The sequence below is a fragment of the Aestuariivirga sp. genome (genome assembly GCF_037139295.1).
In the GTDB taxonomy this organism is placed as follows: domain Bacteria; phylum Pseudomonadota; class Alphaproteobacteria; order Rhizobiales; family Aestuariivirgaceae; genus Aestuariivirga.
Map to the genome: position 1 here is coordinate 13,446 of NZ_JBAXGR010000014.1, position 25,613 is coordinate 39,058.

At 64.3% G+C, this 25,613-nt stretch carries 20 protein-coding genes and 1 riboswitch; of the genes, 11 read left to right on the plus strand and 9 right to left on the minus strand.

The window, feature by feature from the left end; genetic code table 11:
• Positions 1-129 precede the first annotated feature (129 nt).
• Positions 130-1,347, minus strand: coding sequence for a TRAM domain-containing protein (locus WCJ41_RS06220; protein WP_336904975.1), 1,218 nt, complete (start codon positions 1,345-1,347; stop codon positions 130-132).
• Positions 1,340-1,981, minus strand: a complete 642-nt coding sequence (locus WCJ41_RS06225) for a thiamine diphosphokinase (RefSeq protein ID WP_336904976.1) — start codon at positions 1,979-1,981, stop codon at positions 1,340-1,342. Before WCJ41_RS06225 ends, WCJ41_RS06220 begins: the two co-directional genes overlap by 8 nt.
• A gap of 57 nt (positions 1,982-2,038) precedes the next feature.
• A riboswitch (TPP riboswitch) is annotated at positions 2,039-2,145 on the plus strand.
• Between the two features lie 45 nt (positions 2,146-2,190).
• On the opposite strand from WCJ41_RS06225, the gene thiB reads away from it, so the two are divergent.
• Genes thiB through thiQ form a run of 3 tightly spaced genes read left to right on the plus strand, consistent with a single transcriptional unit; the run spans position 2,191 to position 5,424 of the window.
• On the plus strand, positions 2,191-3,189 hold the full coding sequence (gene thiB, locus WCJ41_RS06230; RefSeq protein ID WP_336904977.1) for a thiamine ABC transporter substrate binding subunit: 999 nt from the start codon (positions 2,191-2,193) through the stop codon (positions 3,187-3,189).
• 10 nt (positions 3,190-3,199) lie between these two features.
• Complete coding sequence (locus tag WCJ41_RS06235) at positions 3,200-4,729, plus strand: ABC transporter permease subunit (protein ID WP_336904978.1); 1,530 nt, start codon at positions 3,200-3,202, stop codon at positions 4,727-4,729.
• On the plus strand, positions 4,726-5,424 hold the full coding sequence (gene thiQ / locus WCJ41_RS06240) for a thiamine ABC transporter ATP-binding protein (RefSeq protein ID WP_336904979.1): 699 nt from the start codon (positions 4,726-4,728) through the stop codon (positions 5,422-5,424). The genes WCJ41_RS06235 and thiQ overlap by 4 nt, the downstream gene beginning before the upstream one ends.
• A gap of 101 nt (positions 5,425-5,525) precedes the next feature.
• Here thiQ and WCJ41_RS06245 read toward each other — a convergent pair whose 3' ends face one another.
• Positions 5,526-5,891 carry a hypothetical protein gene (locus tag WCJ41_RS06245; protein WP_336904980.1) on the minus strand — a complete coding sequence of 122 codons (366 nt, stop codon included), beginning with the start codon at positions 5,889-5,891 and terminating at the stop codon, positions 5,526-5,528.
• 285 nt (positions 5,892-6,176) lie between these two features.
• On the opposite strand from WCJ41_RS06245, the gene WCJ41_RS06250 reads away from it, so the two are divergent.
• A complete protein-coding gene (locus WCJ41_RS06250) occupies positions 6,177-7,985 on the plus strand; it encodes an ATP-binding cassette domain-containing protein (protein WP_336904981.1) in 1,809 nt (602 codons plus the stop codon).
• A gap of 140 nt (positions 7,986-8,125) precedes the next feature.
• Here the strand turns inward: WCJ41_RS06250 and WCJ41_RS06255 are convergent, their stop codons facing one another.
• Positions 8,126-11,194: an efflux RND transporter permease subunit gene (locus tag WCJ41_RS06255; protein WP_336904982.1), complete on the minus strand. Its 3,069-nt coding sequence runs from the start codon at positions 11,192-11,194 to the stop codon at positions 8,126-8,128.
• Positions 11,195-11,199: 5 nt separating this feature from the next.
• Entirely contained in the window at positions 11,200-12,327 is a 1,128-nt protein-coding gene (locus tag WCJ41_RS06260; protein WP_336904983.1) for an efflux RND transporter periplasmic adaptor subunit, read from the minus strand.
• A gap of 185 nt (positions 12,328-12,512) precedes the next feature.
• Here WCJ41_RS06260 and WCJ41_RS06265 point away from each other — a divergent pair, with 185 nt between their 5' ends.
• From WCJ41_RS06265 to WCJ41_RS06275, 3 genes are all read left to right on the plus strand, one after another.
• Entirely contained in the window at positions 12,513-13,640 is a 1,128-nt protein-coding gene (locus tag WCJ41_RS06265; protein WP_336904984.1) for an S-(hydroxymethyl)glutathione dehydrogenase/class III alcohol dehydrogenase, read from the plus strand.
• Positions 13,640-14,479 carry an S-formylglutathione hydrolase gene (fghA, locus tag WCJ41_RS06270; protein ID WP_336904985.1) on the plus strand — a complete coding sequence of 280 codons (840 nt, stop codon included), beginning with the start codon at positions 13,640-13,642 and terminating at the stop codon, positions 14,477-14,479. Before WCJ41_RS06265 ends, fghA begins: the two co-directional genes overlap by 1 nt.
• A 308-nt stretch (positions 14,480-14,787) precedes the next feature.
• The gene (locus tag WCJ41_RS06275) at positions 14,788-15,801 is read left to right on the plus strand and encodes a LacI family DNA-binding transcriptional regulator (protein ID WP_336904986.1); all 1,014 of its coding nucleotides are present in this window, start codon (positions 14,788-14,790) and stop codon (positions 15,799-15,801) included.
• Positions 15,802-15,807: 6 nt separating this feature from the next.
• Here the strand turns inward: WCJ41_RS06275 and WCJ41_RS06280 are convergent, their stop codons facing one another.
• A complete protein-coding gene (locus WCJ41_RS06280) occupies positions 15,808-17,286 on the minus strand; it encodes a leucyl aminopeptidase (RefSeq protein ID WP_336904987.1) in 1,479 nt (492 codons plus the stop codon).
• A gap of 212 nt (positions 17,287-17,498) precedes the next feature.
• Between WCJ41_RS06280 and lptD the strand changes: the two genes are divergently transcribed.
• Genes lptD through rsmA form a run of 4 tightly spaced genes read left to right on the plus strand, consistent with a single transcriptional unit; the run spans position 17,499 to position 22,641 of the window.
• A complete protein-coding gene (gene lptD / locus WCJ41_RS06285) occupies positions 17,499-19,799 on the plus strand; it encodes an LPS assembly protein LptD (protein WP_336904988.1) in 2,301 nt (766 codons plus the stop codon).
• Positions 19,799-20,806, plus strand: a complete 1,008-nt coding sequence (locus WCJ41_RS06290) for a SurA N-terminal domain-containing protein (RefSeq protein ID WP_336904989.1) — start codon at positions 19,799-19,801, stop codon at positions 20,804-20,806. Before lptD ends, WCJ41_RS06290 begins: the two co-directional genes overlap by 1 nt.
• A gap of 6 nt (positions 20,807-20,812) precedes the next feature.
• Positions 20,813-21,805: a 4-hydroxythreonine-4-phosphate dehydrogenase PdxA gene (gene pdxA, locus WCJ41_RS06295; protein WP_336904990.1), complete on the plus strand. Its 993-nt coding sequence runs from the start codon at positions 20,813-20,815 to the stop codon at positions 21,803-21,805.
• Positions 21,802-22,641 (plus strand): 16S rRNA (adenine(1518)-N(6)/adenine(1519)-N(6))-dimethyltransferase RsmA, encoded by an 840-nt coding sequence (gene rsmA / locus WCJ41_RS06300; RefSeq protein WP_336904991.1) that lies wholly within the window; start codon positions 21,802-21,804, stop codon positions 22,639-22,641. The genes pdxA and rsmA overlap by 4 nt, the downstream gene beginning before the upstream one ends.
• Positions 22,642-22,651: 10 nt before the next feature.
• Here the strand turns inward: rsmA and gmk are convergent, their stop codons facing one another.
• The 3 genes from gmk to mltG form a co-directional block, all read right to left on the minus strand.
• Positions 22,652-23,284 (minus strand): guanylate kinase, encoded by a 633-nt coding sequence (gene gmk, locus WCJ41_RS06305; protein WP_336904992.1) that lies wholly within the window; start codon positions 23,282-23,284, stop codon positions 22,652-22,654.
• Between the two features lie 10 nt (positions 23,285-23,294).
• A complete protein-coding gene (locus tag WCJ41_RS06310; protein ID WP_336904993.1) occupies positions 23,295-24,182 on the minus strand; it encodes a YicC/YloC family endoribonuclease in 888 nt (295 codons plus the stop codon).
• Positions 24,183-24,247: 65 nt separating this feature from the next.
• Positions 24,248-25,600 (minus strand): endolytic transglycosylase MltG, encoded by a 1,353-nt coding sequence (mltG, locus tag WCJ41_RS06315; RefSeq protein WP_336904994.1) that lies wholly within the window; start codon positions 25,598-25,600, stop codon positions 24,248-24,250.
• Positions 25,601-25,613: the final 13 nt, after the last annotated feature.

The following is a 25,613-nucleotide window of genomic DNA, read 5'->3' on the forward strand; positions in this document are numbered from 1 at the left end:
CGCGTAAAGCATACTCCCATGGCCGATTCTCCTCTGTTTGGTTGCGTGTGGCAGCTTGCTAGCATCAAAGCGCAACGCAGGGAAGCGCAGGCGACCAAATTGAGCACGCTGTTGCGCCGCTGCAACAGATCAGCGCGTGAACTGCGCCACGATCTCCACATGCGATGACCATTTGAACTGGTCCACCGCCGTGACCTTCCTGAGGGCATAGCCACCGGCAACGAGAATCTCGGCATCACGCGCGAAGGTGGCGGCATCGCAGGACACGGCCACGACCGTCTTCACCTTGCTGCGCGCCAGCTGCTTGGCCTGCATCTCCGCGCCTGCACGCGGCGGGTCGAAGACAACGGCGTCGAGTTCCTTCATCTCGTTCGGCACCAGCGGCTCGCGGAACAGGTCGCGCGCCTCTGCAGTGATGGGCTTCAGGCCCGATGTCACCTTGGCGGCCGCGCTCAACGCAGCCACCGCCGCGCGGTCATTGTCATAGGCTTCCACGCGCGCCCGCTCGGCGATGCGGAAGGCGAAGGGGCCGATGCCGCAGAACAGGTCTGCCACACTCTTCGACTTGCCCAGGGCTTCGATCACCAGCTGCGCCAGTGTCTCTTCGCCCAGAGCCGTGGCCTGCAGGAAGCCGCCGGGCGGCAGCGCCACGCTGGCCTTGCCGATCTCGAGCCGCGGCGGCACCGCGGTGGCGATCACCTCGCTGTTGACGGTGAGCCGCGCGAGGCTGAGGTCGCGCACGAAGCTTGCAAGCTTCGCGTGTTCGGCCTGCGCGAACTTGCGCTCGGCGCGCACGCTGACATCGAGGCCGGTCAGTGTCGATGTCACCGCCACGTCGCAGTCGGAAAGCTTCGCACCAATGGCACGGCCGATGTCGAAGACGCGCGCCATCTCGGGCGTCAGAATGGGGCAGCTGGCGATGTCCAGCAGCGTATGGGTGCGCGCTTCCATGAAGCCCGCCGTGACCACGCCGTCCTTCTTGCGCACATGCAGGCTGGCGCGACGGCGGCCCGCACCATGCGCGTCGATGATGCCGCTGATCTCGGAGGGAAGCCCGCGCGCCTTCAGCTGTTCGGAGATGAGCGAGGCCTTCCAGGCGCGGTAGGGCTCCTCGCGCCAGTGCTGCAACTGGCAGCCGCCGCAGCGGCCGTAATAGCTGCAGAAGGGCGCGACGCGGTCCGGCGAGGCACGTTCGATGGCGACGAGCGCCAGGCGGTCGCCATCGCCCACTGCCGTCACAATTTCGTCCGGCAGCGTGCCGGGTACGAAGACGGTGCGGTCATCCAGCCGTGCCACGCCTTCGCCGCGGCGGCCCATGCCCTCGATCTTCAACTCAGCGTCAGACATCGGCGGCCTGCGGCGGATAGGCGATGGCGATGCCATGGCCGGCTTTCAGTGAAATCGCCACGGGCCCCTGCGCCACATTGGACAAGGTGAGGGTCGAGCCCACGGGAACGTCGCGATTGGTCAGCGGCCACTTCACGCCCGCGAGGTCCAGCCCCTGAAGATCGGAGAACGGAATGATGCTGAGGCGCGTCTCCGCCGGAAGATCCAAATGCAGGCGGCCGGCGATCAGCGGCCAGGCCTCCTCGACGCCGCTGGTCAGCAGGCAGGCGATGCCCCGCCGCGCGATCTGGATGCTCTGGCCGAGCAGCCCCGACGTGTGGTCGGTCTGGCCGCCCAGGCCACCAAGCAGGATGATCTCGGTCGCGCCCCGCCGGATCGCCGCGTCCACTGCGATGGCACCATCGGTGGCGTCCTTTTCAGGCGGGAAGGTTTCGCGCGGCACGTCGCGATACTGCATGGTGAGCTCGGAGCCCGCGCTGTCGAAGTCCCCCACCCAGAGTTCCGGTATGATGTGCAGCGCGGCGGCATGCATCATGCCGCTGTCGGCGGCGATCACCCGGGCACCCTTGATCTGGGATTTGAGGCGCGGCGTCACCGTCAGGTCGCCGCCGAGCAGGATTGCAAAACGTGTCATGGCCCGCTTCTAGCAAAAGCTTCTTGCCAGCGCACGCGCGAAGGCTTACCTCTGAATCTGCTCTCAACGGGGTGCCGCGTAAGCGGCTGAGACGGGGTTGATACCCCGGACCCGCTGAACCTGATCCGGATCATGCCGGCGGAGGGATTGCGGGCGGACATTCCGGAAGGCCATGTCCAATCCTCCATCCAACGGCGAATGGAGGTATTATGATGAAGAAGACACTCACAGCTCTGTTCGCGCTCCTCACGCTCACCGCTCCTGCGATGGCGAAGGATACGCTCACCGTCTATACCTATGACAGCTTCGTCGCCGAATGGGGCCCCGGCCCCAAGGTGAAGGAAGCCTTCGAGAAAAGCTGCGACTGCACCGTGGAATGGGTGGCGCCGGGCGATGCGGTCGCCATGCTCAACCGGCTGAAGCTCGAGGGCAAGAACACCAGGGCCGACGTGGTGCTGGGCCTCGACACCAACCTCACCACCGAGGCGGTGAAGACCGGCCTGTTCGTCAGGCACGGCCTCGACGTGAAAGAAGCAAAGACGCCCACGCCGTGGAGGGATGAATACTTCATGCCCTTCGACTATGGCTATTTCGCCGTGGTCTATGACAGCCAGACCATGAAGGACCCACCGAAGTCGCTGGACGAACTGGTCAACGGCGACCCCACGCAGAAGATCATCCTTGAAGATCCGCGCTCCTCCACGCCGGGCCTGGGCTTCCTCTTGTGGATGAAGCAGGTCTATGGCTACAAGGCGGCCGATGCCTGGAAGAAGCTGAGCCCTCGCATCCTCACCGTGGCGCCCGGCTGGTCGGAGGCCTATGCACTGTTCACCAAGGGTGAGGCGCCGATGGTGCTGTCCTACACCACCTCGCCCGCCTATCACGTGATTGCCGAGAACACCGACCGCTACAAGGCTGCCTCCTTCGCGGAAGGCCACTACATGCAGGTGGAAGTGGGCGGCCTCGTCGAAGGCAGCCAGCACAAGGAGCTGGCGGCCACGTTCTTGAGCTTCATGATGGAGCCCGGCTTCCAGGACCAGATCCCGACCAACAACTGGATGTTCCCGGCGGGCAAGACGTCAGCACCGCTGCCCCCGGCCTTCGACCAGCTGGTGAAGCCCACAAAGACGCTGCTCTACAGCTCGGACGAGGTGGACCAGAACCGCCGCGCCTGGATCGACGAGTGGCTGAACGCCACGGCGAAATGACCGGGGCGACGTGATCACTTACCAACCATCGCGAGCGCCGGCCTATGTGGCGCTCGCCCTTCTCGGCCTGGCGCTGGCGGCGGGCTTCCTGCCCGTGCTGCGGATGGGGTTGGAGCAGGGGCTGTCCGGCCTCGATCCCTACGTCTTTCGCGTGCTGCGCTTCACGCTGCTGCAGGCCGGGCTTTCCACTCTTCTATCGCTCGCCCTTGGCCTGCCGCTGGCGTGCGCGCTGGCGCGGCAGGCATCTTTCCCGGGCCGCGCGCTGCTGCTCCGGCTTCTCAACCTGCCGCTGGCGCTTCCGGCCATCGTGGTCATCATCGGCGTCATCGAGGTCTATGGTGCGAAGGGCTGGCTCGGCGGCATCTTCGACATCTATGGCCTGCAGGGTATTCTTCTTGCGCATGTGTTCTTCAACGTACCGCTCGCCGCACGGCTGATCCTGTCGGACCTCGAGCGCATCCCGGCTGAAAGCTGGAAGCTCTCGGCACAACTGGGCTTGCGGCCGCTCGCCATCTGGCGCCTCGTCGAATGGCCCGCCATCAGAAGCGGCATTGCGGGTGCGGCCCTTCTCATCTTCCTGCTCTGTGCATCGAGCTTCGCCGTGGTGCTCACGCTGGGTGGTGGCCCCAGCGCCACCACGCTCGAAGTGGCGATCTACCAGTCGTTGCGCTCCGACTTCGATCCGCAGCGCGCCGCCATGCTGGCGCTCGTGCAGCTTGCGCTCTGCGCCACGCTGGCGCTGGTGGCACAGGCCTGGGGCGGGCTCGGCGCAAGCTGGCCGGCATTGCGCCTGCAGCCGAAGCGCCATGACGGCCATTCCACCACGGCGCGCCTCGTCGATGGCGGCATCGTGCTGCTTGCCCTGCTACTGTTGCTGCCGCCGCTCGCGGCCCTCATCGGCGCCGGCGTGCTGCACATCAACCCTTCGGCTCTTCTGCTGCAGGCACTGCTGACCAGCCTCGGGCTTGGCGCCGCCAGCGCGGCACTGGCCTTCGCCATTGTCTGGCCGCTCGCCGTTCTGGCGGTGCGCAGCGGCACGTGGCGGAAGATCGCCTCCATCGCCGTGCTCACCGCGTGGATCGTACCGCCAGCGGCACTCGCCACCGGCTGGTTCATCATCCTTATCGCCCATGCCGGTGTTTCTGGGCTTGCGGCCTTCCTGGTAATCGCCATGAATGCGCTGATGTCATTGCCATTCGTCGCCCGCGTGCTGATGCCCGCGCTCAGCCACTCGGCGGAAGCGCATGACCGGCTGTGCATCAGCCTCGGCCTCTCCGGCTGGAACCGCTTCCACCTGGTCGAGTTACCGGTGTCGAAACGCGCCATCGGCCTGTCGCTCATCATGGCGCTCATGCTGTCCCTGGGCGATCTCACCGCCATCTCGCTGTTCGGCACACAAGGATTCGTCACGCTGCCAGCACTCATCTATCGCCAGATGGGCAGCTACCGCTTCGACGAGGCCATCGGCACCGCGCTTGTGCTCAGCGCCCTGGTGCTCGCCTTCTCGACGCTCGCTGAACGCTGGAGCGACCAGCGATGATCGCGCTCGAGCATGTCACCTTCGGCTATGAAGAGATGGAGATGCGCTTTGATGCGCAATTCCCTTCGTCGTCCTTCACCGCGGTGATCGGCCCCTCGGGTGGTGGCAAGTCGACGCTGCTGAACCTGATTGCCGGTTTCGAGGCGCCCGAGAGCGGCCGCGTGCTGATCGATGGTGCTGACGTCACCGCGCTGCCGCCGGACCAGCGCCCGGTCAGCATGATCTTCCAGGACAACAACGTCTTCGCGCATCTCGACCTGTGGCAGAACGTGGCGCTCGGCATTGCGCCGTCGCTGAGGCTTGATGCCGACCAGAAGCGGCGTGTCGATTCAGCGCTGGTCGACGTGGGTTTGGGCGCCCTCATGCGCCGAAGGCCGGGTGAGGTTTCCGGTGGTGAACGCCAGCGCGTTGCCGTGGCGCGTGCCCTGTTGCGTGACCGGCCGGTGCTGCTGCTGGATGAGCCCTTCGCCGCACTTGGCCCCGCGCTCCGTCGCGACATGCTGGATCTCGTCAAGGCGATGAGCCAGGACCGGCATCTCACCACGGTGATGGTCACCCACCAGCCGGAGGATGCGCTGGCGGCGGCCAGCCATACGGCCTATCTCGAGAACGGCCACATCGTGGCACTGCGCCCCACGGCAGAGCTTTTCGCGGCGCGGGACCTGCCGGGGCTCAAGGCCTATCTGGGAACCTAGTGTGCTGCTCTCCACAGAAAGGCGAGATTGGGTATCCTTCCGTCACGCCGCCGCAGAGATGGTCGATCAGCAACACCACCGCAATTCCGGAAGGCCCCGCTTCAGCTGATCTGACTTTGACGCGGTGCTGACGCCTTCTCCAGCTCACTGCGCCGAAGGGAATTCATCTCGTGAACCTTGTTGGACAGAAGGTTCATCCTGAACTTTTCATTTTGCTCTTCAAGCATCGCAACGATGAGGTCGAGACGTCGCGCCTTCTCGTCAGAGACCACGTCATCGGCGGTCGCCGTCTTGAGAAGAGACACGACGAGCCGCAACTGCGTCTCGGCATTTGCCGCGATGTTCTCCACAGCCAGTGAAGCCAGCATGGCGATGAGTGTTGCAAAGCCTGCGGCCAGATAGGCCGTGTCGCTGTGCTGCCCCCAGAGAAAGCCAGCGGTGCCGGCACTGATGATCAGGAGGCACATGAACAAGAGCCTCAATAAGCCGCGGGACTTGATTGACATTTTGTCCTCGATTGTGTGCGGATCGGGAAACGGCACCAGGGCGGCCTGAGGCCTTCCCTTCCGCTGCGGGTGTTGAATTTGACTGTCGCATCATGTCACGGCCACGGCCTCAATGCTGGTCAAAACGATACACTCGGCTTGGGGCTTCGGTGCTCGAACCCCTTCCACAGCGATCTGCCCGCCGCCTGAGAGGGGGGAAGAACAGCAATTCCCCATTCCGCCCAAATGCTCTAGACCCTCGCCATCATGAGCAGGATCCTCCTTCACCTCCGCGGAATCGGCCTCACCTTTGGCGGCCGTCCCATTCTCGAGAATGCCGAACTTGCGGTTGCCGAGGGCGAGCGCGTGGCGCTGGTCGGGCGCAATGGTTCTGGCAAGTCGACGCTACTCAAGATCGCGGCGGGCATGATCGAGGCCGACAAGGGCGAGCGCTGGGTGCAGCCCGGCACGACGATCCGCTACCTGCCGCAGGAGCCGGATCTCTCTGCCTACAAGACCGTGCTCGAATATGTGGAATCCGGCCTCGGCCCCGCCGATGACCCGCACCGCTGCACCTATCTGCTGCGCGAGCTGGGCCTCACTGGTGACGAAGACCCGAAGCGCCTGTCGGGCGGCGAGATCCGCCGCGCGGCCATCGCCCGCACGCTGGCGCCGCAGCCTGACGTGCTGCTGCTCGACGAGCCGACGAACCATCTCGATCTTCCCGCCATCGAATGGCTCGAGGCCGAGCTCAAGTCACTGCGCTCCGCCTTCGTGCTGATCAGCCATGACCGGCGCTTCCTGCAGTCGCTCACCAACCGCACGGTCTGGCTCGATCGTGGCGCTTCGCGCCGTCTCGAGCGCGGCTTCTCTGACTTTGAAACCTGGCGTGACGAGGTGCTGGCCAAGGAAGAGGCCGAGCAGGTGCTGCTCGCCAAGCGCATCGAGGCAGAAGAGCACTGGATGCGCTATGGCGTCACCGCGAGGCGCAAGCGCAACATGCGCCGCGTCGACCTGCTCGCAACGCTCCGCACCGAGCGCAAGGAGCATGAGGGCCAGCAGGGTGCGGTGCGCATGGCCGCCACGAGCGGAGACATGTCGGGCAAGCTGGTGGCGGAAGCCAAGGCGATGTCGAAGAGCTTCGGCGAGTGGCCCATCGTTGAGAACCTCGATCTCCTGGTCATGCGCGGCGACAGGCTGGGCATCGTCGGCCCCAATGGCGCAGGCAAGACCACGCTCATCAAGCTGCTGACCGGCGCGCTCGATCCTGACAGCGGCGCCATCCGCCTTGGCACCAATCTCCAGACGGTGACGCTGGACCAGTCCCGCCAGAGCCTCGACCCCAACTCGACGCTGGCCGACGTCATCACCGATGGGCGCGGCAATTCCGTCTCGGTCAATGGCGAGACCAAGCACGTCATCAGCTACATGAAGGACTTTCTGTTTCACCCGGACAAGGCGCGAACACCGGTGAGTGTTCTGTCGGGCGGTGAGCGCGGCCGCCTCATCCTGGCGCGCGAGCTGGCCAAGCCGTCGAACCTCCTGATCCTCGACGAGCCCACCAACGATCTCGACCTCGAAACGCTCGACATGCTGCAGGAGATGCTGGCTGATTATCCCGGCACCATCCTGCTGGTCAGCCATGACCGTGACTTCCTCGACCGTGTGGCCACCTCGGTGCTGATGGCCGAGGGCGAGGGCAAGTGGATGGAATATGCTGGCGGCTATTCCGACATGATCACGCAGCGTGGGCAGGGCGTTGAAGCACGCAAGGTGAAGGCCGAGGCCGCGAAGTCTTCTTCATCATCTGCTCCTAAGGCCGAGGCCCCGCAGGCGCAACGCAAGCTCTCCTTCAAGGAGAAGCACGCGCTGGAAATATTGCCGGCGGCGATGAAGAAGCTTGAGAACGAGATCGGCACGCTGGAGGCGAAACTCGCCGATGCAGCACTGTTCTCGCGCGACCCCAAGGCCTTCGATCAGGCCGCGTCACGCCTGACGGCGGCGCGCGATGAGCTTGCCAAGGCCGAGGAGCAGTGGCTCGAGCTTGAGATGAAGCGCGAGATGCTGGAGGGGTAGCAGCGTCGTAGCCTAACGATCTCAGCTCGGTCATCATGCCCGGTTGCTTGACCCGGCGATCCAGTTTGGTTCCGCGGAAACGGATGGCCGGATCGAGCCCGGCCATGATGAACCGGAGGGAGCAATCGCACTCATGACATTCACTCAGCCGGCTGCGGCGTTCCCATTGGCTGCACCGCACCCGTCTTCGGCCGCCAGCCCATCACCGCATAGACGCAGGGAACCACGAACAGCGTGAGCAGCGTACCGAGGCTCATGCCGCCGACGATCACCCAGCCGATCTGCTGTCGGCTCTCCGCTCCTGCCCCCTTGGCGAGCGCCAGCGGAATGGCGCCGAGGATCATCGCCGCAGTGGTCATCAGGATTGGGCGCAGCCTGAGCCGCGCCGCCTCGATGATCGCCGCACGCCGCTCCATGCCTTCGCGCTGCAGCTTGTTGGCGAAGTCGACGATCAGGATGCCGTGCTTGGTGATGAGGCCGATGAGTGTCACGAGCCCGATCTGCGAATAGACGTTCAGCGTGCCGCCCGTGAAATGGAGCGCAGCCAGCGCACCCGTCATCGACAGCGGCACCGAGGCCATGATCATGACGGGATCGCGGAAGCTCTCGAACTGGGCCGACAGCACGAGATAGATGAAGGCCAGCGCCATCACGAACACCAGCGCCAGGTTCGAGCTCGCATCGCGGAACTCGCGCGCCTGTCCGGTGAGATCGGTGAGGGTTCCCTGCGGCAGCACTTCGGCCGCCGCCTGATCCACCGCCTGGATCGCCTCGCCCAGCGTATAGCCTGGTGCCAGATTGGCCTGGATGGTGATGGAGCGCAGCTGGTTGAAGCGGCGAAGGTCGCGCGGCGCAACACCCACCTTGGCCTTCACGATGTTGGAGAGCTGCACCATCTCGCCGTTCTTGCCGCGCAGGAAGATGTTGGCCAACGTTTCAGGGCTGGTGCGCTCGGCAGCGGGTAGCGCCACCGTCACGTCATACTGCTGCGAGCCGATCTGGAAGGTCGTCACGTTGCGCCCACCCAGCAATGTTTCCAGCGTGCGGCCGATCACCGAGATGTCGAGGCCAAGATCGGCAACGCGATTTCGATCGATCTCGACGTCCACTTCAGGCTTGTTGAGGCGCATGTCGGTGTCGAGGTCGGCAAGACCCGGATTGTCCTTGAGCTTCTCGACCAGCTTCTGCGCCAGCGCGTTCAGCTCCTCGTAGGAGGCCGATGACTGGATCACGAACTGGAACGGCTTGCCGAAACCGCGCACGCCCAGCGATGCGGGATTGGTGGCGAAAGCCTGAACGCCCGCGATCTTGCGCAGCTTCGGCGACAGGCCCTGCACGATCTGCTGCTGGGACTTGCTGCGCGCGTCCCAGTCCTTGAGCCGCGCGAAGGACAGGAACTGGGTGACATCGCCCGAACCCACGATCATCAGGTAGGACTGCAGCTCCGGCACCTGCGCCAGCAGCTCTTCGGCCTGGCTGGCATAGCGCTGGGTGAAGCCGAAGCTCGCCCCTTCCGGCGCATTGCCATTGATGATGATGGTTCCACGGTCCTCCGTTGGCGAAAGCTCGGATTTCATCTGGGTGAACAGCCAGCCGCCCGAAAGCCCCACGCCGAGTGCCAGCAGCAGCACCAGCCAGCGGATCTTCAGCGCGAAGGAGAGTGTGCCGCGATAGCCGCGCTCCAGCCCGTCGAGCATTCCCTCGATGATGCGCGCGAAGATATTGCGCCGCTCGGAATGCTTGAGCAGCTTCGAGCACATCATCGGCGTCAGCGTGAGGGCCACGAAACCAGACACGATGACCGCTCCTGCCAAAGTCACCGCGAATTCGAGGAACAGCCGCCCGGTGCGGCCGGGCGTGAAGGCGATGGGCGCATAGACAGCGGCCAGCGTCAGCGTCATTGCGATCACCGCGAAGCCAATCTCGCGCGCGCCCTTGATCGCCGCGTCGAAGGGCTTCATGCCCTCCTCGATGTGACGGTAAATATTCTCAAGCACCACGATTGCGTCATCGACGACAAGGCCGATTGCCAGCACCATGGCCAGCAGCGTCAGCGTGTTCACGGTGAGCCCCGCCGCATACATGATGGCGAAGGTGGCGACGAGCGACACGGGGATCGTCACGATGGGGATCACCGCCGCGCGGAATGAATGCAGGAAGAACAGGATGATCAGCAGTACCAGCCCGATCGCCTCGAGGATGGTCTTGAACACATTGTGGATCGAGCGGTCGATGAACACGGTCGAATCGAAGCCCACCGAGATCGAGGTGCCCTTCGGCAATTCCGTGTTGAGGCGCGGCAGCAGATCCTTCACCTCGCGCGCCACGTCCAGCGGATTGGCCACCGCCGTCTTGACGATGCCGATGGAGATCGCGGTCACGCCATTGTAGCGGCTCTCGCGCCTGACATCCGCCGTGCCAAGCTCCACACGCGCAACATCACCCAGCCGCACCTGAAGCCCGCCACCTTCCTTGAGCACGATGTTGGAGAATTCCTCCGGCGTGCCAAGCGAGGTCTTGGAGAGCACCGTGAACTCACGGTCCTCGCTCTCGATGCGGCCTGCCGGAATATCGGCGTTCTGGTTGCGGATGGCACTCTCGACGTCCTGCACGGTGAGGCGCTGGCCCGCCAGACGCGCGGCATCGATCCACACCCGCATGGCATAGGTGCGCTCGCCGTTGATCTGCACGTCGGCCACGCCGTCGAGGTTCTTGAAGCGGTTGACCACGAAGCGGTCGACATAGTCGGTGAGTTCGGCCGCATCCATCCTGTCCGACTGGGTGACGAGGAACATGATGGGCTGGGCATCGGCCTCCACCTTGGCGATGGTGGGCTCGGTGATCTCGTCGGGTAATTGCCGGCGCACGCGGCTCACCCTGTCGCGCACATCCGATGTCGCGGCATCGATGTTGACGGTGGAACGGAAGCGGATGGTGATGCGGCTCTGCTCGGCGCGCGAGGTGGACTCGATCGTATCGATGCCCTCGATGCCGGCGAGCGAGCCTTCCAGCACCTGTGTCACCTGTGATTCGATGATCTCGGCGGAAGCACCGGGATAGTTGGTCTGCACCGAAACCTGCGGCTCGTCGATGTTGGGGTATTCGCGGATCGTCAGCCGCGAGAACGACATCAAGCCGGCGAGCACGAGCACGAGGCTCAGCACAGTGGCGAAGACCGGGCGCCGGATGCAGAGTTCGGTGAAACTCATGAATGCTACCCGGCTGCCGCGGCGGAGGCGACGACTTCGACCTTGGCGCCGTTGGAGAGCTGGGCATTGCCCGCAGTCACCACCGTGTCACCGGCCTTGAGCCCATCAAGTACTTCGACCTTGCCCGCGACGCGCTTTCCGAGCTTCACTTTCACTTCCGTCACCGTGCCATCGGCGAAAGTGTAGATCATGGCCCCCTTGGCACGCTGCACGATGGCCGATTCCGGCACCATCACCGCCTCGCGCTCCGGCCCCTTGACGGTGACGCGGACGAGAAGGCCCGGGCGCAGCTTTCCCTGGGCGTTGTCGAACAGCGCGCGCACCTGCAGTGCACGCCCATTGACGTCGATCGCCGGGTTGAGGGCGGAGATTTGCGCGGTGAAGGTCTCGCCCGGCAGCGCATCGGCGGTGAAGCTCACGGTCTTCGCGGCTTCCACGGCCTTCTCCTGCAGTTCCGGCACCGAGAAGCTCACCTGCAGCAGGTCGGTCTTGTCGAGTTGCACCAGCGCCGTCCCGGCCGTCACATAGGCGCCCTCTGACACGGTGCGAAAGCCCAGCGTGCCGGAGAAGGGAGCGGAAATGGTCAGCTTGTCCAGCCGCACCTGCGATGCCTCGACGGTGGCGCGCGCCACGTCACGTGCCGACAAGGCCTCGTCATAGGCGCTCTGCGCCACATTGCCGGAGGAGCGGAGCTTCTGGTTGCGCGCGAAGCTCGCCTCCGCCAGCTGCAGCCGTGCCTTGGCCTCGGCGAGGTCCGACTGGGCCAGGTCTGAGTCGAACTGGAACAGCGGGGTGCCCTTCGCGACCTTGGCACCGTCCTCGAACAGGATCTTGGCCACGCGCCCACTGGTCTCGGGTGCGATGGCAACACTTTCATCCGACAGCAGCGTGCCGAGCGCCAGCACGTCGTCGCTCAACCGGGAAATGGAAGCCTGCGCCGTTTCGACGGCAGCCGGGCCGCGATTGGTCCGTCCCCCGCCCTGCCCCTTTGCCGCCTCGCCGCCTGCAGCCTCGGTCTTCACGGGGCCACCAAGCCCGGTCAGCGCCGCGAGATCGATTCCGTAGTGCCGGACGCCGAACGCGGCCGCTGCAACCACGGCGATACCAACCAACAGATAAGCGAAGGCTCTCATCCACAAACACCCAATTCCATGGCCGGGGACCCTAGGCCGAAACCTGACGCCATTCCATACGCTGGCATGGATGGCTCCGGATTAAGGACGTTGAAGCGGCCGCCGTTCCGTCTCCCCCTCTGGCCTTGGGCGTAGCACCGCGATATGTGTTTGGTCCGCAGGCCAATTAAGCAAGGATACCCCCCATGAAGACCCGTGCCGCCGTCGCCTTTCAAGCTGGAAAACCGCTCGAAATCGTCGAGCTGGACCTCGAGGGGCCGAAGGCCGGCGAAGTGCTGGTGGAGATCAAGGCAACGGGCGTCTGCCACACGGACGAGTTCACCCTGTCGGGCGCGGACCCGGAAGGCCTGTTCCCCGCGGTGCTGGGCCATGAGGGTGCAGGCGTCGTCGTCGAGGTGGGCGCCGGCGTCACCACGCTGAAGCCGGGCGACCACGTGATCCCGCTCTATACGCCCGAGTGCCGCCAGTGCCCGTCGTGCCTGTCGCGCAAGACCAACCTGTGCACGGCGATCCGCGCCACGCAGGGCCAGGGCGTGATGCCGGACGGCACCTCGCGCTTCTCCTACAAGGGCCAGAAGGTGCACCATTACATGGGCTGCTCCACCTTCTCGAACTTCACCGTGCTGCCGGAGATCGCGCTGGCCAAGGTCAACGACAAGGCGCCCTTCGACAAGATCTGCTACATCGGCTGCGGCGTCACCACCGGCGTCGGCGCTGTGCTGAACACGGCCAATGTGGAGGCCGGGGCCACGGCCATCGTCTTCGGCCTCGGCGGCATCGGCCTCAACGTCATCCAGGGCCTCAGGATGGCGGGCGCCGACATGATCATCGGCGTTGACCTCAACAACTCCAAGAAGGAGTGGGGCGAGCGCTTCGGCATGACGCATTTTGTCAATCCGTCGGAAATCACGGGAGATCTCGTCGCCCATCTCGTCAACATGACCAAGCGTGGCGCCGACCAGATCGGCGGCGCGGACTACACGTTCGATTGCACCGGCAACGTCAAGGTCATGCGGATAGCACTCGAGGCCTGCCATCGCGGCTGGGGCCAGTCGATCATCATCGGCGTTGCGGGTGCGGGCCAGGAAATCAGCACGCGGCCCTTCCAGCTGGTCACCGGCCGCACCTGGAAGGGCACGGCGTTTGGCGGCGCGCGCGGCCGCACGGACGTTCCGAAGATCGTCGACTGGTACATGTCAGGCAAGATCGAGATCGACCCGATGATCACCCACACCATGCCGCTCGAAGACATCAACAAGGCCTTCGACCTCATGCATGAGGGCAAGTCGATCCGCAGCGTGATCCTGTTCTGATGGCACTTGAAACCAAGTCGCTGTGGAAGGCCCATGGCGGGATGCAGGGCGTCTACACCCACGTGTCGGAAGCCTGCGCCTGCCCCATGACATTCGCGGTCTATGTACCTCCACATGCTGAAGGCCAGAAGCTGCCCGTTCTTTGGTACCTCTCAGGGCTCACCTGCACCCATGCCAATGTCATTGAGAAGGGTGAATACCGGAGAGCTGCGTCAGAGCTTGGTGTCATCATCGTCTGTCCCGACACCAGCCCGCGCGGCGAAGGCGTGGCGGATGTTGCCGATGACTGGAAGCTCGGCTGCGGTGCGGGCTTCTACGTCGATGCAACGCAAGCGCCGTGGTCTGCCAACTACCGGATGTATACTTATGTGACGGCGGAACTGCCCGCCGTCATCACCGCTGGCTTCCCCATGGCGGACATGGCGCGACAAGGAATCTTCGGCCATTCGATGGGCGGGCACGGCGCACTCGTCGCGGCGCTGAAAAACCCGGGCCGCTACAGGAGCTGCTCTGCCTTCGCCCCCATCGTCCATCCGATGACGGCAGACTGGTCACGGCCGGCACTTGCCGCCTACCTGGGGTCGGACGAATCCGCCTGGCGGGCGTGGGACGCAATGGCGCTGATCGAGGATGGCGCCCGGTTGCCGGAACTGCTGGTCGACCAGGGGAGCGCTGATTCGTTTCTGGCTGATGGCCTCCGCCCCTGGCTTCTGGAGGGGGCCTGCAAGGCCGCTTCAATACCCCTGATGCTGCGGATGCAGGGTGGCTACGATCATTCCTACTATTTCATCTCGACGTTCATGGCAGAGCACATCGCATGGCATGTGGCCCGTCTTTGAAACTGAGAGCGGTTTGCACAGGCTTCCCCGTTCAATCGTAAACGATGCGTTATATGTGTCCTTCTGCCGCACCATTGTTCCGGTATCGATAACGCTGGGACACATTGTTCGACATGGGTCAAAAAACCTTTACGAACATTTACTTGCAAGCCATCGGCGATCACGGCCCATCGTTTCGGATACGCAACTGAATGGGCCAATTAGAAATATTTTATAGATCCAGATAGTCGATTGACGATTTTGTCAATTTAAAACGTTTAAGTTGTCGGTTATTTTGGCGGCGTAAACCATTTCGGGTTGAAAAAAGCATGCGTCCGACCTTATCCGATGTTGCCAAGCTCGCCGGAGTGTCCGTAGCCACCGCCTCGCGGGCTCTCTCAAATCCTGATCTCGTTGCCGACGGCACCCGGCGTGCCGTGCGGGATGCCGCCGCCTCCTGTGGCTACAAGATCAATCTCGTGGCCCGTTCACTGCGCATCCAGCGCACCGACACGCTGCTGGTGCTGGCACCCTGCATCGACAATAGCTTCTATCCCGGCGTGGTGCGCAGCATCGAGGAGACGGCCCAGGCCATGGGCTATGCCATCATCGTCGGCTTCACCATGAAGACCGAAAAGCACCGGGAAGCCTATGGCGAGCTGCTGAGCGCGGGCCGCGTCGATGGCATGCTGGTGATGGACGGCGGTTCCGGCGTGGAGCGCTTCACCGGCCCGCAGCCGGACCTTCCTGTGGTGCAGGTGTTCGACCGCATTTACGGTTCGGCGGTACCGGTGGTCCGGGTGGATGAGCAGCAGGTGGCTGAACTTGCCGTGCACCAGCTGGCCTCGATGGGGCATCGGCGGATCGCCCATATCTCGGGTTCGGTTGACCATCCATCGGCTCGGCAGCGGCGCGAGGGCTACACCTCGGCCATGGCCAAGCTGGGTCTTCCTGTTGACGACCATCTGGTGAGGAGCGGCCACGGCCACCGTGACGGCGCCGCAGAAGCGATGAAGCAGCTTCTCGAGTTGCCGCAGGCGCCCACTGCCGTGTTCTGTGGCAACGACAGCATGGCCTGCGCGGCGATGGATGTATGCCGCGATCGCGGCATTCACGTGCCGGGCGACATCTCATTCATCGGGGCTGACGGCACGTGGGATGGCCAGCTTGTCTTCCCCACGCTCACCACGGTGGACGTGCCGCGCGCCGAGGCGGGTGTCCGCGCCGTCGAACAACTGGTTGGCCTCATCCGGGGCCAGGCCGTGGCCCCGGACACTGTGTTGCCGGTGGAACTTAAGCTGCGCGGCAGCTGCGCACCCACGCGCACGGCCGTTGCTGCCTGAGCCTCCTCAGCGCTCGTAGAACTGCGTCACCAGTCGGTTCAGCAATCTCACGCCCCAGCCAGAGCCCCAGCTCTGGCTGATTGCGTTGCGCGGGGCATCCATGGCGGTGCCCGCCACATCAAGGTGCACCCACGGCACGTTGTTGACGAAGCGCTGCAGGAATTGCGCTGCCGTGATCGCCCCGGCGTTGCGGCCGCCGGTGTTCTTCACGTCGGCCACTTCATGATCGATGATCTTGTCGTACTCGGGCGCCAGCGGCATGCGCCACACCTTCTCGCCCGTCGCATAGCCAACCTCCGAGAGGCGCTGCGCAAGCTCGTCGTTGTTGGAGAACAGTCCCGCATGTTCCTTGCCGAGCGCCACCATGATGGCCCCGGTGAGCGTCGCGAGATCGATCATGAAACGCGGCTTGAACTTGTCTTGGATGTACCACAGCACGTCGGCCAGCACGAGGCGTCCTTCGGCGTCGGTATTGAGCACCGCGATGGTCTGGCCCGACATGGAGGTGACCACGTCGCCCGGTCGCTGCGCCTTGCCATCTGGCATGTTTTCAACAAGCCCGATGGCGCCCACGACATTGACCTTGGCCTTGCGCTTGGCCAGCGCCATCATGAGGCCGGCGACACAGGCCGCACCGCCCATGTCGCCCTTCATGTCCTCCATGCCTGCCGCTGGCTTGATCGAGATGCCGCCGGTGTCGAAAGTAACGCCCTTGCCGATGAAGGCCAGCGGCGCCTCGTTGACCTTGCCGCCCTTCCACTCCATCACCACCATGCGTGCCTCGTGGGCTGAGCCTTGGGCAACGCCGAGGAGGGCGTTCATGCCCAGCTTCTTCATCTGGGCCGGGGTCAGGATGGAGATCTTGATGCCAAGCTTGGCGAGCGGCTTCATGCGGTTGGCGAATTCGACCGGATGCAGGTGATTCGGCGGCTCGTTCACCAGGTCGCGGGCGAGGTGCACACCTTCTGCCACCGCCTCGAGGGCGGCGAAGCGCTGCCTTGCGCCCTTGCCATCCGGGGTGAGGATCGTCACCTCCTTCAGTTCCTTGCTCTCCGGCTTCTTCGACTTGTAGAGGTTGAAGCTGTAGACCCGGAGCTTGGCGCCGGAGGCGATGAGCGCTGCCGTCTCGCCCATGGACAGTCCCGCTGCGGCCACGTCCGCTGCAATCGTTACTGATTCGGTCTTAAGAGCCTGCGAGACACCCGCCGTGGCGCCACCCAGCATTTCGAGGTCAAGCGGGCGCAGGGCGGAGGGCTTTCCAAGGCCAAACAGCACGGTCCGGCTGAATCCACCGCCGGGAGCGACAATGTCGAGGGTCGAATCCCGCCGGCCGGTGAAGCCCGAGGCCGTCATGGCTCGCCTGATCTGGCCACCCGTGCGGCGGTCTGCCTCGTTGGCAAGGTTGCCCCAGGGCTGGCCCTCTGGAAAGAGCAGGATCAACACGCCGGACTTCGGCAGAGTGGCCGGGGAGAAGCTGATTTTCATGGGATGCCTTCAAGGTGTGAAAGCCCGTTCTTAGCGGGTTTTCCAGCGCTTGGGAATTACGTGTCGGAAACTGCGGTTGACCGAATGTTAACCATGCTGTGGCAGCGTGTGGAGGTGGCCCGGTTTACCGCCTTGAAAAGCCACTCTTGGGCTTCACGCCCAACCGGAAAGCCGTTAAGACTTGCCCCCGTGAAGTGAGTTGTCGGGGTCAGGTGCCAAAACACCGTTTCAACCAGCGCTATGCACGGGTGCGGGGACTGCATGTCTGCCTCCTCGGCCTGCTGGCGGCTGCCGGTTTGGCCCTCTCCGTTGGCGGCACCCTGGCCGGCATCAACAACCAGCCAGCTTTCGTCGAACCCGAAAGCGGTACACCCCCCAAGGGCACCCGTGTCGACGTTCTTGCCGACACGCTGACCTATGACCAGAAGACCGAGATCGCCACCGCCACCGGCACGGTGCAGCTCACCTATGGTCCCTATGTGCTGACCGCCACCAAGGTGGTCTATGACATGAAGAAGAAGACCTTCTCGGCGAATGGCTCCGTCGTCCTCAAGGAGCCGAACGGCAACGTGCTCGAAGCCGATATGGCGACCATGAAGGACACCTTCGCCGAAGGCTTCGCGGAGCACGTGAGGGCGCTGCTCACAAACAACGTGACGATCACCGCGCTGTATGCTCGCCGCTACGAGAACGGCATCACCATCTACGAGCATGCGAGCTACACGGCCTGCAAGACCTGCACGTGGCCCGATGGAACGCCGGTGTGGCAGATCGTGGCCAAGGAGGCCAAGCACGACAGCAAGGAACACACCATTTACTACACGGACGCCCTGCTGAAGTTTGGCCCCGTCCCGGTGTTCTTCACGCCCTATTTCGAATACCCCGACCCGTCGGTCTCGCGGCGCACCGGCTTCCTTCTTCCCTCTTACAAATACGGTACCGTGTTCGGCCAAGGCTTGGTAACCCCCTATTTCTGGGCGATCAACCGCAGCATGGACCTGACCTTTTCGCCCATGTGGACGACGAAGAGCGGTCCACTCGGTGATCTCGAGTTCCGCCAGGCACTAGGAGCCGGTACTTACAGCCTGCATGGCTGGGGTATCTACGAACAGAACGAGGCCGCCTCGAACCCGCACGACTCGCAGTGGCGCGGCGCGGCGCGCACGCAGTCGGATTTCCGTATCAACGATAAATGGACTTGGGGCTGGGACGGCACGATCGTCAGCGACAAGCAGTTCATGTCGGACTACAGCATCGACAGCCGCAACATGCTGGCCAGCTACGTGCAGGCCACTGGCCTCGATGACCGCAACTACACCAAGGCTCAGGTCATCGGCTGGCGATCGCTCGTCAGTGGCGAGGACCAGGGCGACATGCCGATCGCCACGCCCTTCATCGCTGGCGACTATGTTCTGCCGCAGGAGCTGCTGGGTGGTGAATTCTCCTATGGCTTCAACATCTACTCGCTGGAGCGCGAGAACGCGATCAGCACCGTCAAATACAAAGGCGGCAACTCGGCCAACAACACACTCAACCTCGACCTCGGCACTGAGCAGACCCATATCGCCGCCTATGCCGACTGGAAGAAGCAGATGATCTCGCAGTCGGGCCTGATCGTCACGCCCTTCGCGCAGGCCCGGACCGACGGCTTCTATACGCAGAACGTGCCCACAGCGCAGAATGACACGGAATCAGATTTCTCGGTGACGCCGACTGCCGGTATCGATACGCGCATGCCCTTCGTCACCTCGATCGGCTCTTACCAAAGCGTGCTGACACCCGTGGTGCAGATGATTGCCTCGCCGTCCGAGCCGAACCAGAAGAACAACGGCAATGAGGACGCCATCACCCTCAACTTCGACACCTCCAACCTGTTCCTCAGCGATCGCTTTACCGGCTATGACCGCTGGGAAGGAGGCCTGCGGGCCAATGTCGGCATCAACTACACGCTGATCTCGCCCACCGGCGGCTTCATCCGCACCAGTCTCGGCGAGAGCTTTCACATCGCGGGCGAGAACAGCTATCTGGTGGGATCAGGCCTCAACGGCACGTCATCCGACATGGTGGGTGCCATCGCCCTGCAGCTCAATCCGCATGTGACGCTTGGCTACCAGGCGCGGTGGGAGGAGGATTTCTCCCGGATGAACGTTCAGGAGGCCGCGATTGGCCTCAATTTCAGCAAGTTTTCCGGCTCTATCGCCTATGCCGATGTTTCGGAGGCCGCCAATTACGGACGGCCGGACAACGAAGAGCAAATCTGGGGTGATGCCCGCTACTATCTTTCGGATGCATGGAGCGTCTTCGGCAGTGCCCGTTATGACGTCCAGAACGGCAAGCCGATGGGAGAGAGCCTTGGCGTTACCTTCGACTGCGATTGCATGAAGGCGGACCTCGTTTACTCCATGTCACATACCGACCAGTTTGGCGTTTCGGATAACGGCACCCAATACCGGATCGATCTCAGCATCGAGCTCAGGTCGATCGGCCAGCTTTCCGGCGGCTTCCAACTTTGATGGCTTTCCGTCGCCTCTCCTCCGCAGCACTGCTCGCGGCCCTGCTCGCCTGCACCCCGGCCTCGCTATCGGTTGCCCAGGCACAGCAGCCGAACATTGTCGCCGTCGTGAATGACCAACCCATCACCGAACTCGACCTCACCCAGCGCATCTCGCTGCTGGAGGTGATGGACGATGTGCCCAGGGGCGGTCTCGACAAGAAGAAGGCCCTGCGCCAGTTGATCGACCAGACGGTCAAGATGCAGGAAGCCAAGCGCTATAACCTGTTGCCCAGCGCTGCGGAGCTGAACGACCGCATCAAACGCCTCGCCCAGGGCATGAAGCTCACGCCGGATGCGCTCTATGCGAAGCTCGAGTCCAAGGGCATCAGCAAGCAGACCTTCCGCGACTATGTGAGCACCGGCATGGCTTTCCAGCGCATCATCCAGGGCAAGTACCAGCAGCAGATCAAGGCGACCGACGCAGAGGTCGACGCCAAGATGGCGGAGTTCAAGTCAAACATCAGCGCGGAAACGTCAAAGATCATGAATGATCCGCGCATGAAGCCGATCACTGTCTATTCGCTGCTGGAAATCAACCTGCCGGTGGAAGGCAATGACCAGATGCTGCTGCAGTCTCGCTTCGTCGAGGCCACGCAGGTGCTGCAGCGACTGAAAGGCTGCAATGGCTTGAAGGCTGCCTCGGAAGGAATCTTCGACGTTCGCAAGGGCAAAAGCTTCGAGGCCGACGCCACCAAGCTGCCGCCGCAAATGAAGGCCGCGCTCGACAAGGGTGGCATTGGCCGCGCCATCGGGCCGATGCGCAGCAAGGCGGGCATCCAGCTCATTGCACTGTGCGGCATCCGCAAGATCACCCCGCCCAAGCCCAACTTCACCATGCCAACCCGCGAGCAGGTGGAGCGGGCCGTGATCAACGAGAAGTATGACAAGCTGGAAGAGGACTACCTCAGCACGGCGCGCGACAAGGTCTATGTCGAATACCGCGACCCGAGCTACGCTACCCAATAGGCCGTGATGACGGCCCCCCTCATTCTCACCTCGGGAGAGCCGGCAGGCGTCGCGCCGGAGATCACCGCCGCGGCCTGGCGAGCGCTACGCGCCGAACCCACTGCGGCTTTCGCCCTGCTGGGGGATGCCGCCTACTGGCAGGCCCGCAATCCGGGCCTCGCCATCGCGGAAATCGCCTCGCCTGCCGAGGCACAGGCGGTGTTCCCGACTGCCCTTCCCGTCCTCCATCGCCCACTCGCCACACATCCTCAGCCCGGCAGCATTGCATCAGATACTGCGCCGCAGGTGATTGCCGCCATCGACGAGGCCGTGGCCATGGCATTCAGTGGTGCCATCAGCGGCATCGTCACCAACCCGATCCAGAAGGAAGCGCTCTATGGCGCGGGCTTCCGGCACCAGGGCCACACGGACTATCTCGCGCACCTCTCCGCCCGGCACGGCAAGCCGGTGCAGGAGGTGATGATGCTGGTGGCGGAAGATCTGCGCGCCATTCCCGTCACGGTGCATATTCCATTGAAGGACGTGCCCTCAAAGCTGACGCGCGAGGCGATCCTGGCGCAGGCCCGCGTCACGGCGAAGGACCTCACCCGCTACTTCGGCATCGCCCACCCGCGGCTGGCTTTCACCGGCCTCAACCCGCATGCCGGCGAGAACGGCGCCATGGGCCGCGAGGAGATCGATGTGATCCGCCCCGCCCTCGACACGCTGCGCGCCGACGGCTTCAACATCATCGGGCCGCTTTCTGCCGACACGGCCTTCCATGCCGAGGCGCGCGCCGCCTATGACGCCATCCTCTGCATGTATCATGACCAGGCGCTGATCCCGGTGAAGACGCTGGATTTCCACGGCGGCATCAACGTGAGCCTCGGCCTTCCCTTCATCCGCACCTCGCCCGACCACGGCACGGCGCTGGGCATTGCGGGCAAGGGCGTTGCAAACCCGAAGAGCCTCATCGCCGCCATTCGCCTGGCCGCACAGATGCACAGGGCCGCCACGTGAGCGAGGACGCGCTCCCGCCGCTGCGCGAGGTGATCGCTCAGCATGGCCTCGCCGCGAAGAAAGCGCTTGGCCAGAACTTCCTCTTCGACCTCAATCTCACCCGCCGCATTGCGCGCGCCGCAGGCCCGCTCGAGGGGTTCAAGGTGATCGAGATCGGCCCCGGCCCCGGTGGCCTTACCCGGGCGCTCCTGATGGAGGGCGCCACGAATGTCATCGCCATCGAGCGCGATGACCGCGCGCTGGCAGCACTGGCGGACATCTCCGCCGCCTATCCGGGCAAGCTCACCGTCATTCCCGGCGATGCGCTGGAAATGGACTATGCAAAGCTCGCAGCGGGCATGCCTACCAAGATCGTTGCCAACCTGCCCTACAACATCGCGACGCCGCTGCTCATCGGCTGGATCGCCGGTGCTGACTGGCCGCCCTTCTATGAATCGCTCACCCTGATGTTCCAGAAGGAAGTGGCCGAACGCATCGTGGCGAAGCCCGGCGGCAAGGACTTCGGGCGGCTCTCGGTACTGTGTCAATACCGCACGGGTGCGAAGAAGCTGTTCGACGTCAACCGCTCCGCCTTCACGCCGCCGCCCAAGGTGACGTCATCGATCGTGCAGCTCATTCCCAGGCCGAAGCCCGAGCCCGAATGCCGCCTCGAGGTGCTGGAGCGCGTCACCGCCGCCGCCTTCGGCCAGCGCCGCAAGATGCTGCGCGCGAGCCTGCGAAGCCTGCTGCCCGAGCCCGAGCTGCTGCTGAACGAATTGAGCATCAACCCGGAACTCCGCGCCGAGCAATTGCCGGTGGAGGCCTTCGCGCGACTGGCAGCCAAGGTCGGCGGCTAGAGGAACGCCCCTACAGCCCCTTCGTCAGTCCACGGACGAAATCGCTGAGCCCCACCCGCCGCCGGCGCTTCAGGCGCTCGGCGTGCAGGATGGCCTCGACCTCGGCATTGGCGGCGTCGAGGTCCTCGTTGACGATCACATAGTCATATTCCGGCCAGTGGCTGATCTCGTCTGCCGCCTTGGCCATGCGCTTGGCGACGGTGGAGGCTGAATCCTGGGCACGGCCGATGAGGCGGTCACGCAGCTCCTCCGCCGAAGGCGGCAGGATGAAGATGCGCACGAGGTCTTCCTCCATCGTGGCGCCAAGCTGCTGGGTGCCCTGCCAGTCGATGTCGAACAGCACGTCGCGACCCTGCTGCAACGCGTCCACCACCGGGCGCTTCGGCGTGCCATAGAAATTGCCGAACACCTCGGCATATTCCAGCAGGTCGCCACGGTCGCGCAGGCGACCGAACTCCTCATGGGCGATGAAGTGATAGTCCTTGCCATCCACCTCGCCGGGCCGCGGCGCGCGCGTGGTGACAGAGACCGACATTGTGATGTTGGGATCGGCAGCAAGCAGCCGGCGCGACAGCGTGGTCTTGCCGGCGCCCGAAGGCGACGACATCACGAGCAGCAGGCCACGGCGGGGAATGACGGTCATGGATTGTTCTTCACTCGATGTTCTGGACCTGCTCACGCAGCTGGTCGATGACGGTCTTGAGGTCGAGGCCGATTGCGGTCATCGACCGGTCATAAGCCTTGGAGCACAGCGTGTTGGCCTCGCGGTTGAACTCCTGCGCGAGGAAGTCGAACTTGCGGCCAACGGCATCGTTCGATGCGAGCAGCGCCTGTGCGGCCTCGACATGCGAGCCGAGCCGGTCGAGTTCCTCCTCAATGTCGGCGCGCGTGGCGACGAGCACAGCCTCCTGGTGCAGCCGCTCAGGGTCGAACGCGGCGCCCGTCTCCATCAGCCGGTGCACGTGCTCGGCCAGCCGCGCGCGAATGGCCTCGGGCGTGCGTGACGGGTTATGGCGCGCGGCATCGGCAAGCTCGGCGATGCGCTGCACCTGTGCCGACACCACGGCGTTGAGGCGGTCGCCTTCTTCGCGGCGCGCGCCCGCAAGCGACGTCAGGGCTTCCTGAAAGCTTTCCAGCATGGCGGCATTGCGGGCTTCGGCTTCGCCCTCTTCCTCCGGAACGCTGGCCACCTCGACCACGCCCTTGATGGAGAGCAGCACGTCGGCACGCAGCGGCTTGCCGCCGATGCGGTTGCGCAGGGTCTCTCCGGCTTCAACCAGCCGGTCGAGGATCTCCTGGTTGAGGCGCACTGTTTCGCGGCCCATCTGGCCGCTGATGGTCAGCGAGACCTGCAGGTTGCCGCGCCTGAAGGCCGCGGCGAGGGCGGCGCGCACCGGCGTTTCCAGCGCCTCGAAGCCGGGCGGCACGCGCAAGCGCACGTCCAGTGCCTTGCCGTTGACGCTCTTGATCTCCCATTGCCAGAAGAGGCCGTGGCGCTCACCCGAGGCGCGGGCAAATCCGGTCATGCTGGAAATGGGCATGCGTGGTCCTTGGCAAGTGAATCAGTCAGGAAGCTTTAGAACGTTTCCGGCGCCTGCGAAACGCCTCAGGGGCGCAGCCTGGGGATGACGGTCTTGTGGCCATCCACGATGATCACCGTGCCGGGCTTCAGCGTCACCGGAGCCGCAGTGACGGGCTTTGCAGTCACGGGCTGCGGTGGCTTCACCTGTGGCTTGGGTGTGCTCGCCGTGGCCTCCGGCTGGGCCTCGGGCACAGGGGGCTGGGCAGGCTGCTCGGCTTCGGGCTGGGGCGTCGCATCCGCCAGCGGCGCTTCAGGAGCAGCGGCGGCGGGCGGGGTTGGAACCGGCACCTCTGCAGGCGCAGCCGCAGGCGGCGTGGCCGCTGCATCTGCGCCATCGTCAGCAGCCACCGCGGCAGCGGCATTGCCGGCGATCTGCCGCCAGTTCTTCACGTTGCGATTATGCTCCTCCAGCGTCGCGGCAAAGGCGTGGCCGCCCGTGCCGTCGGCGACGAAAAAGAGCTTGTCGGTGTCCTCCGGATTCAGCACGGCTTCCAGCGCGGCGCGGCCCGGATTGGCGATGGGGCCGGGCGGCAGGCCCTTGATGCGGTAGGTGTTGTAGGGCGTCGTTTCCTCGATGTCGGCCTTGGTCAGCGACCGGTCGAGGCGGCCCTTGCCGCCGGCGATGCCATAGATGATCGTCGGGTCGGACTGCAGCCGCATGCCCTTCTCGAGGCGGTTGATGAACACCGAGGCAATCACCGGACGCTCATCCGCCTGGGCGGTTTCCTTTTCCACGATGGAGGCCAGCGTCACGGCCTGCTCCGGCGTCGCGACAACGTACACGGGCTTGCGGCTGGCCCACAATTCGGCGAGCAGCTTGGCCTGTGCCGCCTGCATGTCCTCGACCAGCTTCTGCCGCGTCATGCCGCGGCGGAACACATAGGTGTCCGGCAGGATCGAGCCTTCGGCGGGAACTGCGGCGGGATCGCCCGTCAGCACCTCGTTGGCGTTGACGCGGTCCACCGCCATCTGGCTGGTGAAGCCTTCGGGGATCGAGATCTTGTAGGCGACGGCCTTGCCGCTGGCGAGCAACGCCATCACGTCGCGCATCGTGGCACCCCGGGGGAAGGCATATTCGCCGGCCTTGAGCTTCGCGCGCTGGCCGGTGAGCTGCGCCATCAGCGCAAAGACCCGGCCGTTGGAGACGATGCCATTGTCAGCCAGCGTCTGGCCGATCTGGGTGACGGACTGGCCGGGCTCCACCATGAACACCTTGTCCTCGGCAAGAGGGCCCGGTGCCGAATAGTCGCTGTAGACAAAGAACCCGGCGATGCCGGCGATGATCACCCCGGCGAGCAGCAGGAGGAAGGTCCACTTCAGAACGCGCGAAATCGCTGAACGCCGTTGCTTGACATGGCGTGGTCCCGGCACTTTCACGCTTGGCTGCGGT

Excerpts from the sequence above, each read along its gene's own strand:
- WCJ41_RS06220 (WP_336904975.1), bottom strand. The coding sequence starts at position 1,347 with ATGTCTGACGCTGAGTTGAAGATCGAGGGCATGGGCCGCCGCGGCGAA.
- WCJ41_RS06225 (WP_336904976.1), bottom strand. The coding sequence starts at position 1,981 with ATGACACGTTTTGCAATCCTGCTCGGCGGCGACCTGACGGTGACGCCG.
- thiB (WP_336904977.1), top strand. The coding sequence starts at position 2,191 with ATGATGAAGAAGACACTCACAGCTCTGTTCGCGCTCCTCACGCTCACC.
- thiQ (WP_336904979.1), top strand. The coding sequence starts at position 4,726 with ATGATCGCGCTCGAGCATGTCACCTTCGGCTATGAAGAGATGGAGATG.
- WCJ41_RS06245 (WP_336904980.1), bottom strand. The coding sequence starts at position 5,891 with ATGTGCCTCCTGATCATCAGTGCCGGCACCGCTGGCTTTCTCTGGGGG.
- WCJ41_RS06250 (WP_336904981.1), top strand. The coding sequence starts at position 6,177 with ATGAGCAGGATCCTCCTTCACCTCCGCGGAATCGGCCTCACCTTTGGC.
- WCJ41_RS06255 (WP_336904982.1), bottom strand. The coding sequence starts at position 11,194 with ATGAGTTTCACCGAACTCTGCATCCGGCGCCCGGTCTTCGCCACTGTG.
- WCJ41_RS06260 (WP_336904983.1), bottom strand. The coding sequence starts at position 12,327 with ATGAGAGCCTTCGCTTATCTGTTGGTTGGTATCGCCGTGGTTGCAGCG.
- WCJ41_RS06265 (WP_336904984.1), top strand. The coding sequence starts at position 12,513 with ATGAAGACCCGTGCCGCCGTCGCCTTTCAAGCTGGAAAACCGCTCGAA.
- fghA (WP_336904985.1), top strand. The coding sequence starts at position 13,640 with ATGGCACTTGAAACCAAGTCGCTGTGGAAGGCCCATGGCGGGATGCAG.
- WCJ41_RS06275 (WP_336904986.1), top strand. The coding sequence starts at position 14,788 with ATGCGTCCGACCTTATCCGATGTTGCCAAGCTCGCCGGAGTGTCCGTA.
- WCJ41_RS06280 (WP_336904987.1), bottom strand. The coding sequence starts at position 17,286 with ATGAAAATCAGCTTCTCCCCGGCCACTCTGCCGAAGTCCGGCGTGTTG.
- WCJ41_RS06290 (WP_336904989.1), top strand. The coding sequence starts at position 19,799 with ATGGCTTTCCGTCGCCTCTCCTCCGCAGCACTGCTCGCGGCCCTGCTC.
- pdxA (WP_336904990.1), top strand. The coding sequence starts at position 20,813 with ATGACGGCCCCCCTCATTCTCACCTCGGGAGAGCCGGCAGGCGTCGCG.
- gmk (WP_336904992.1), bottom strand. The coding sequence starts at position 23,284 with ATGACCGTCATTCCCCGCCGTGGCCTGCTGCTCGTGATGTCGTCGCCT.
- WCJ41_RS06310 (WP_336904993.1), bottom strand. The coding sequence starts at position 24,182 with ATGCCCATTTCCAGCATGACCGGATTTGCCCGCGCCTCGGGTGAGCGC.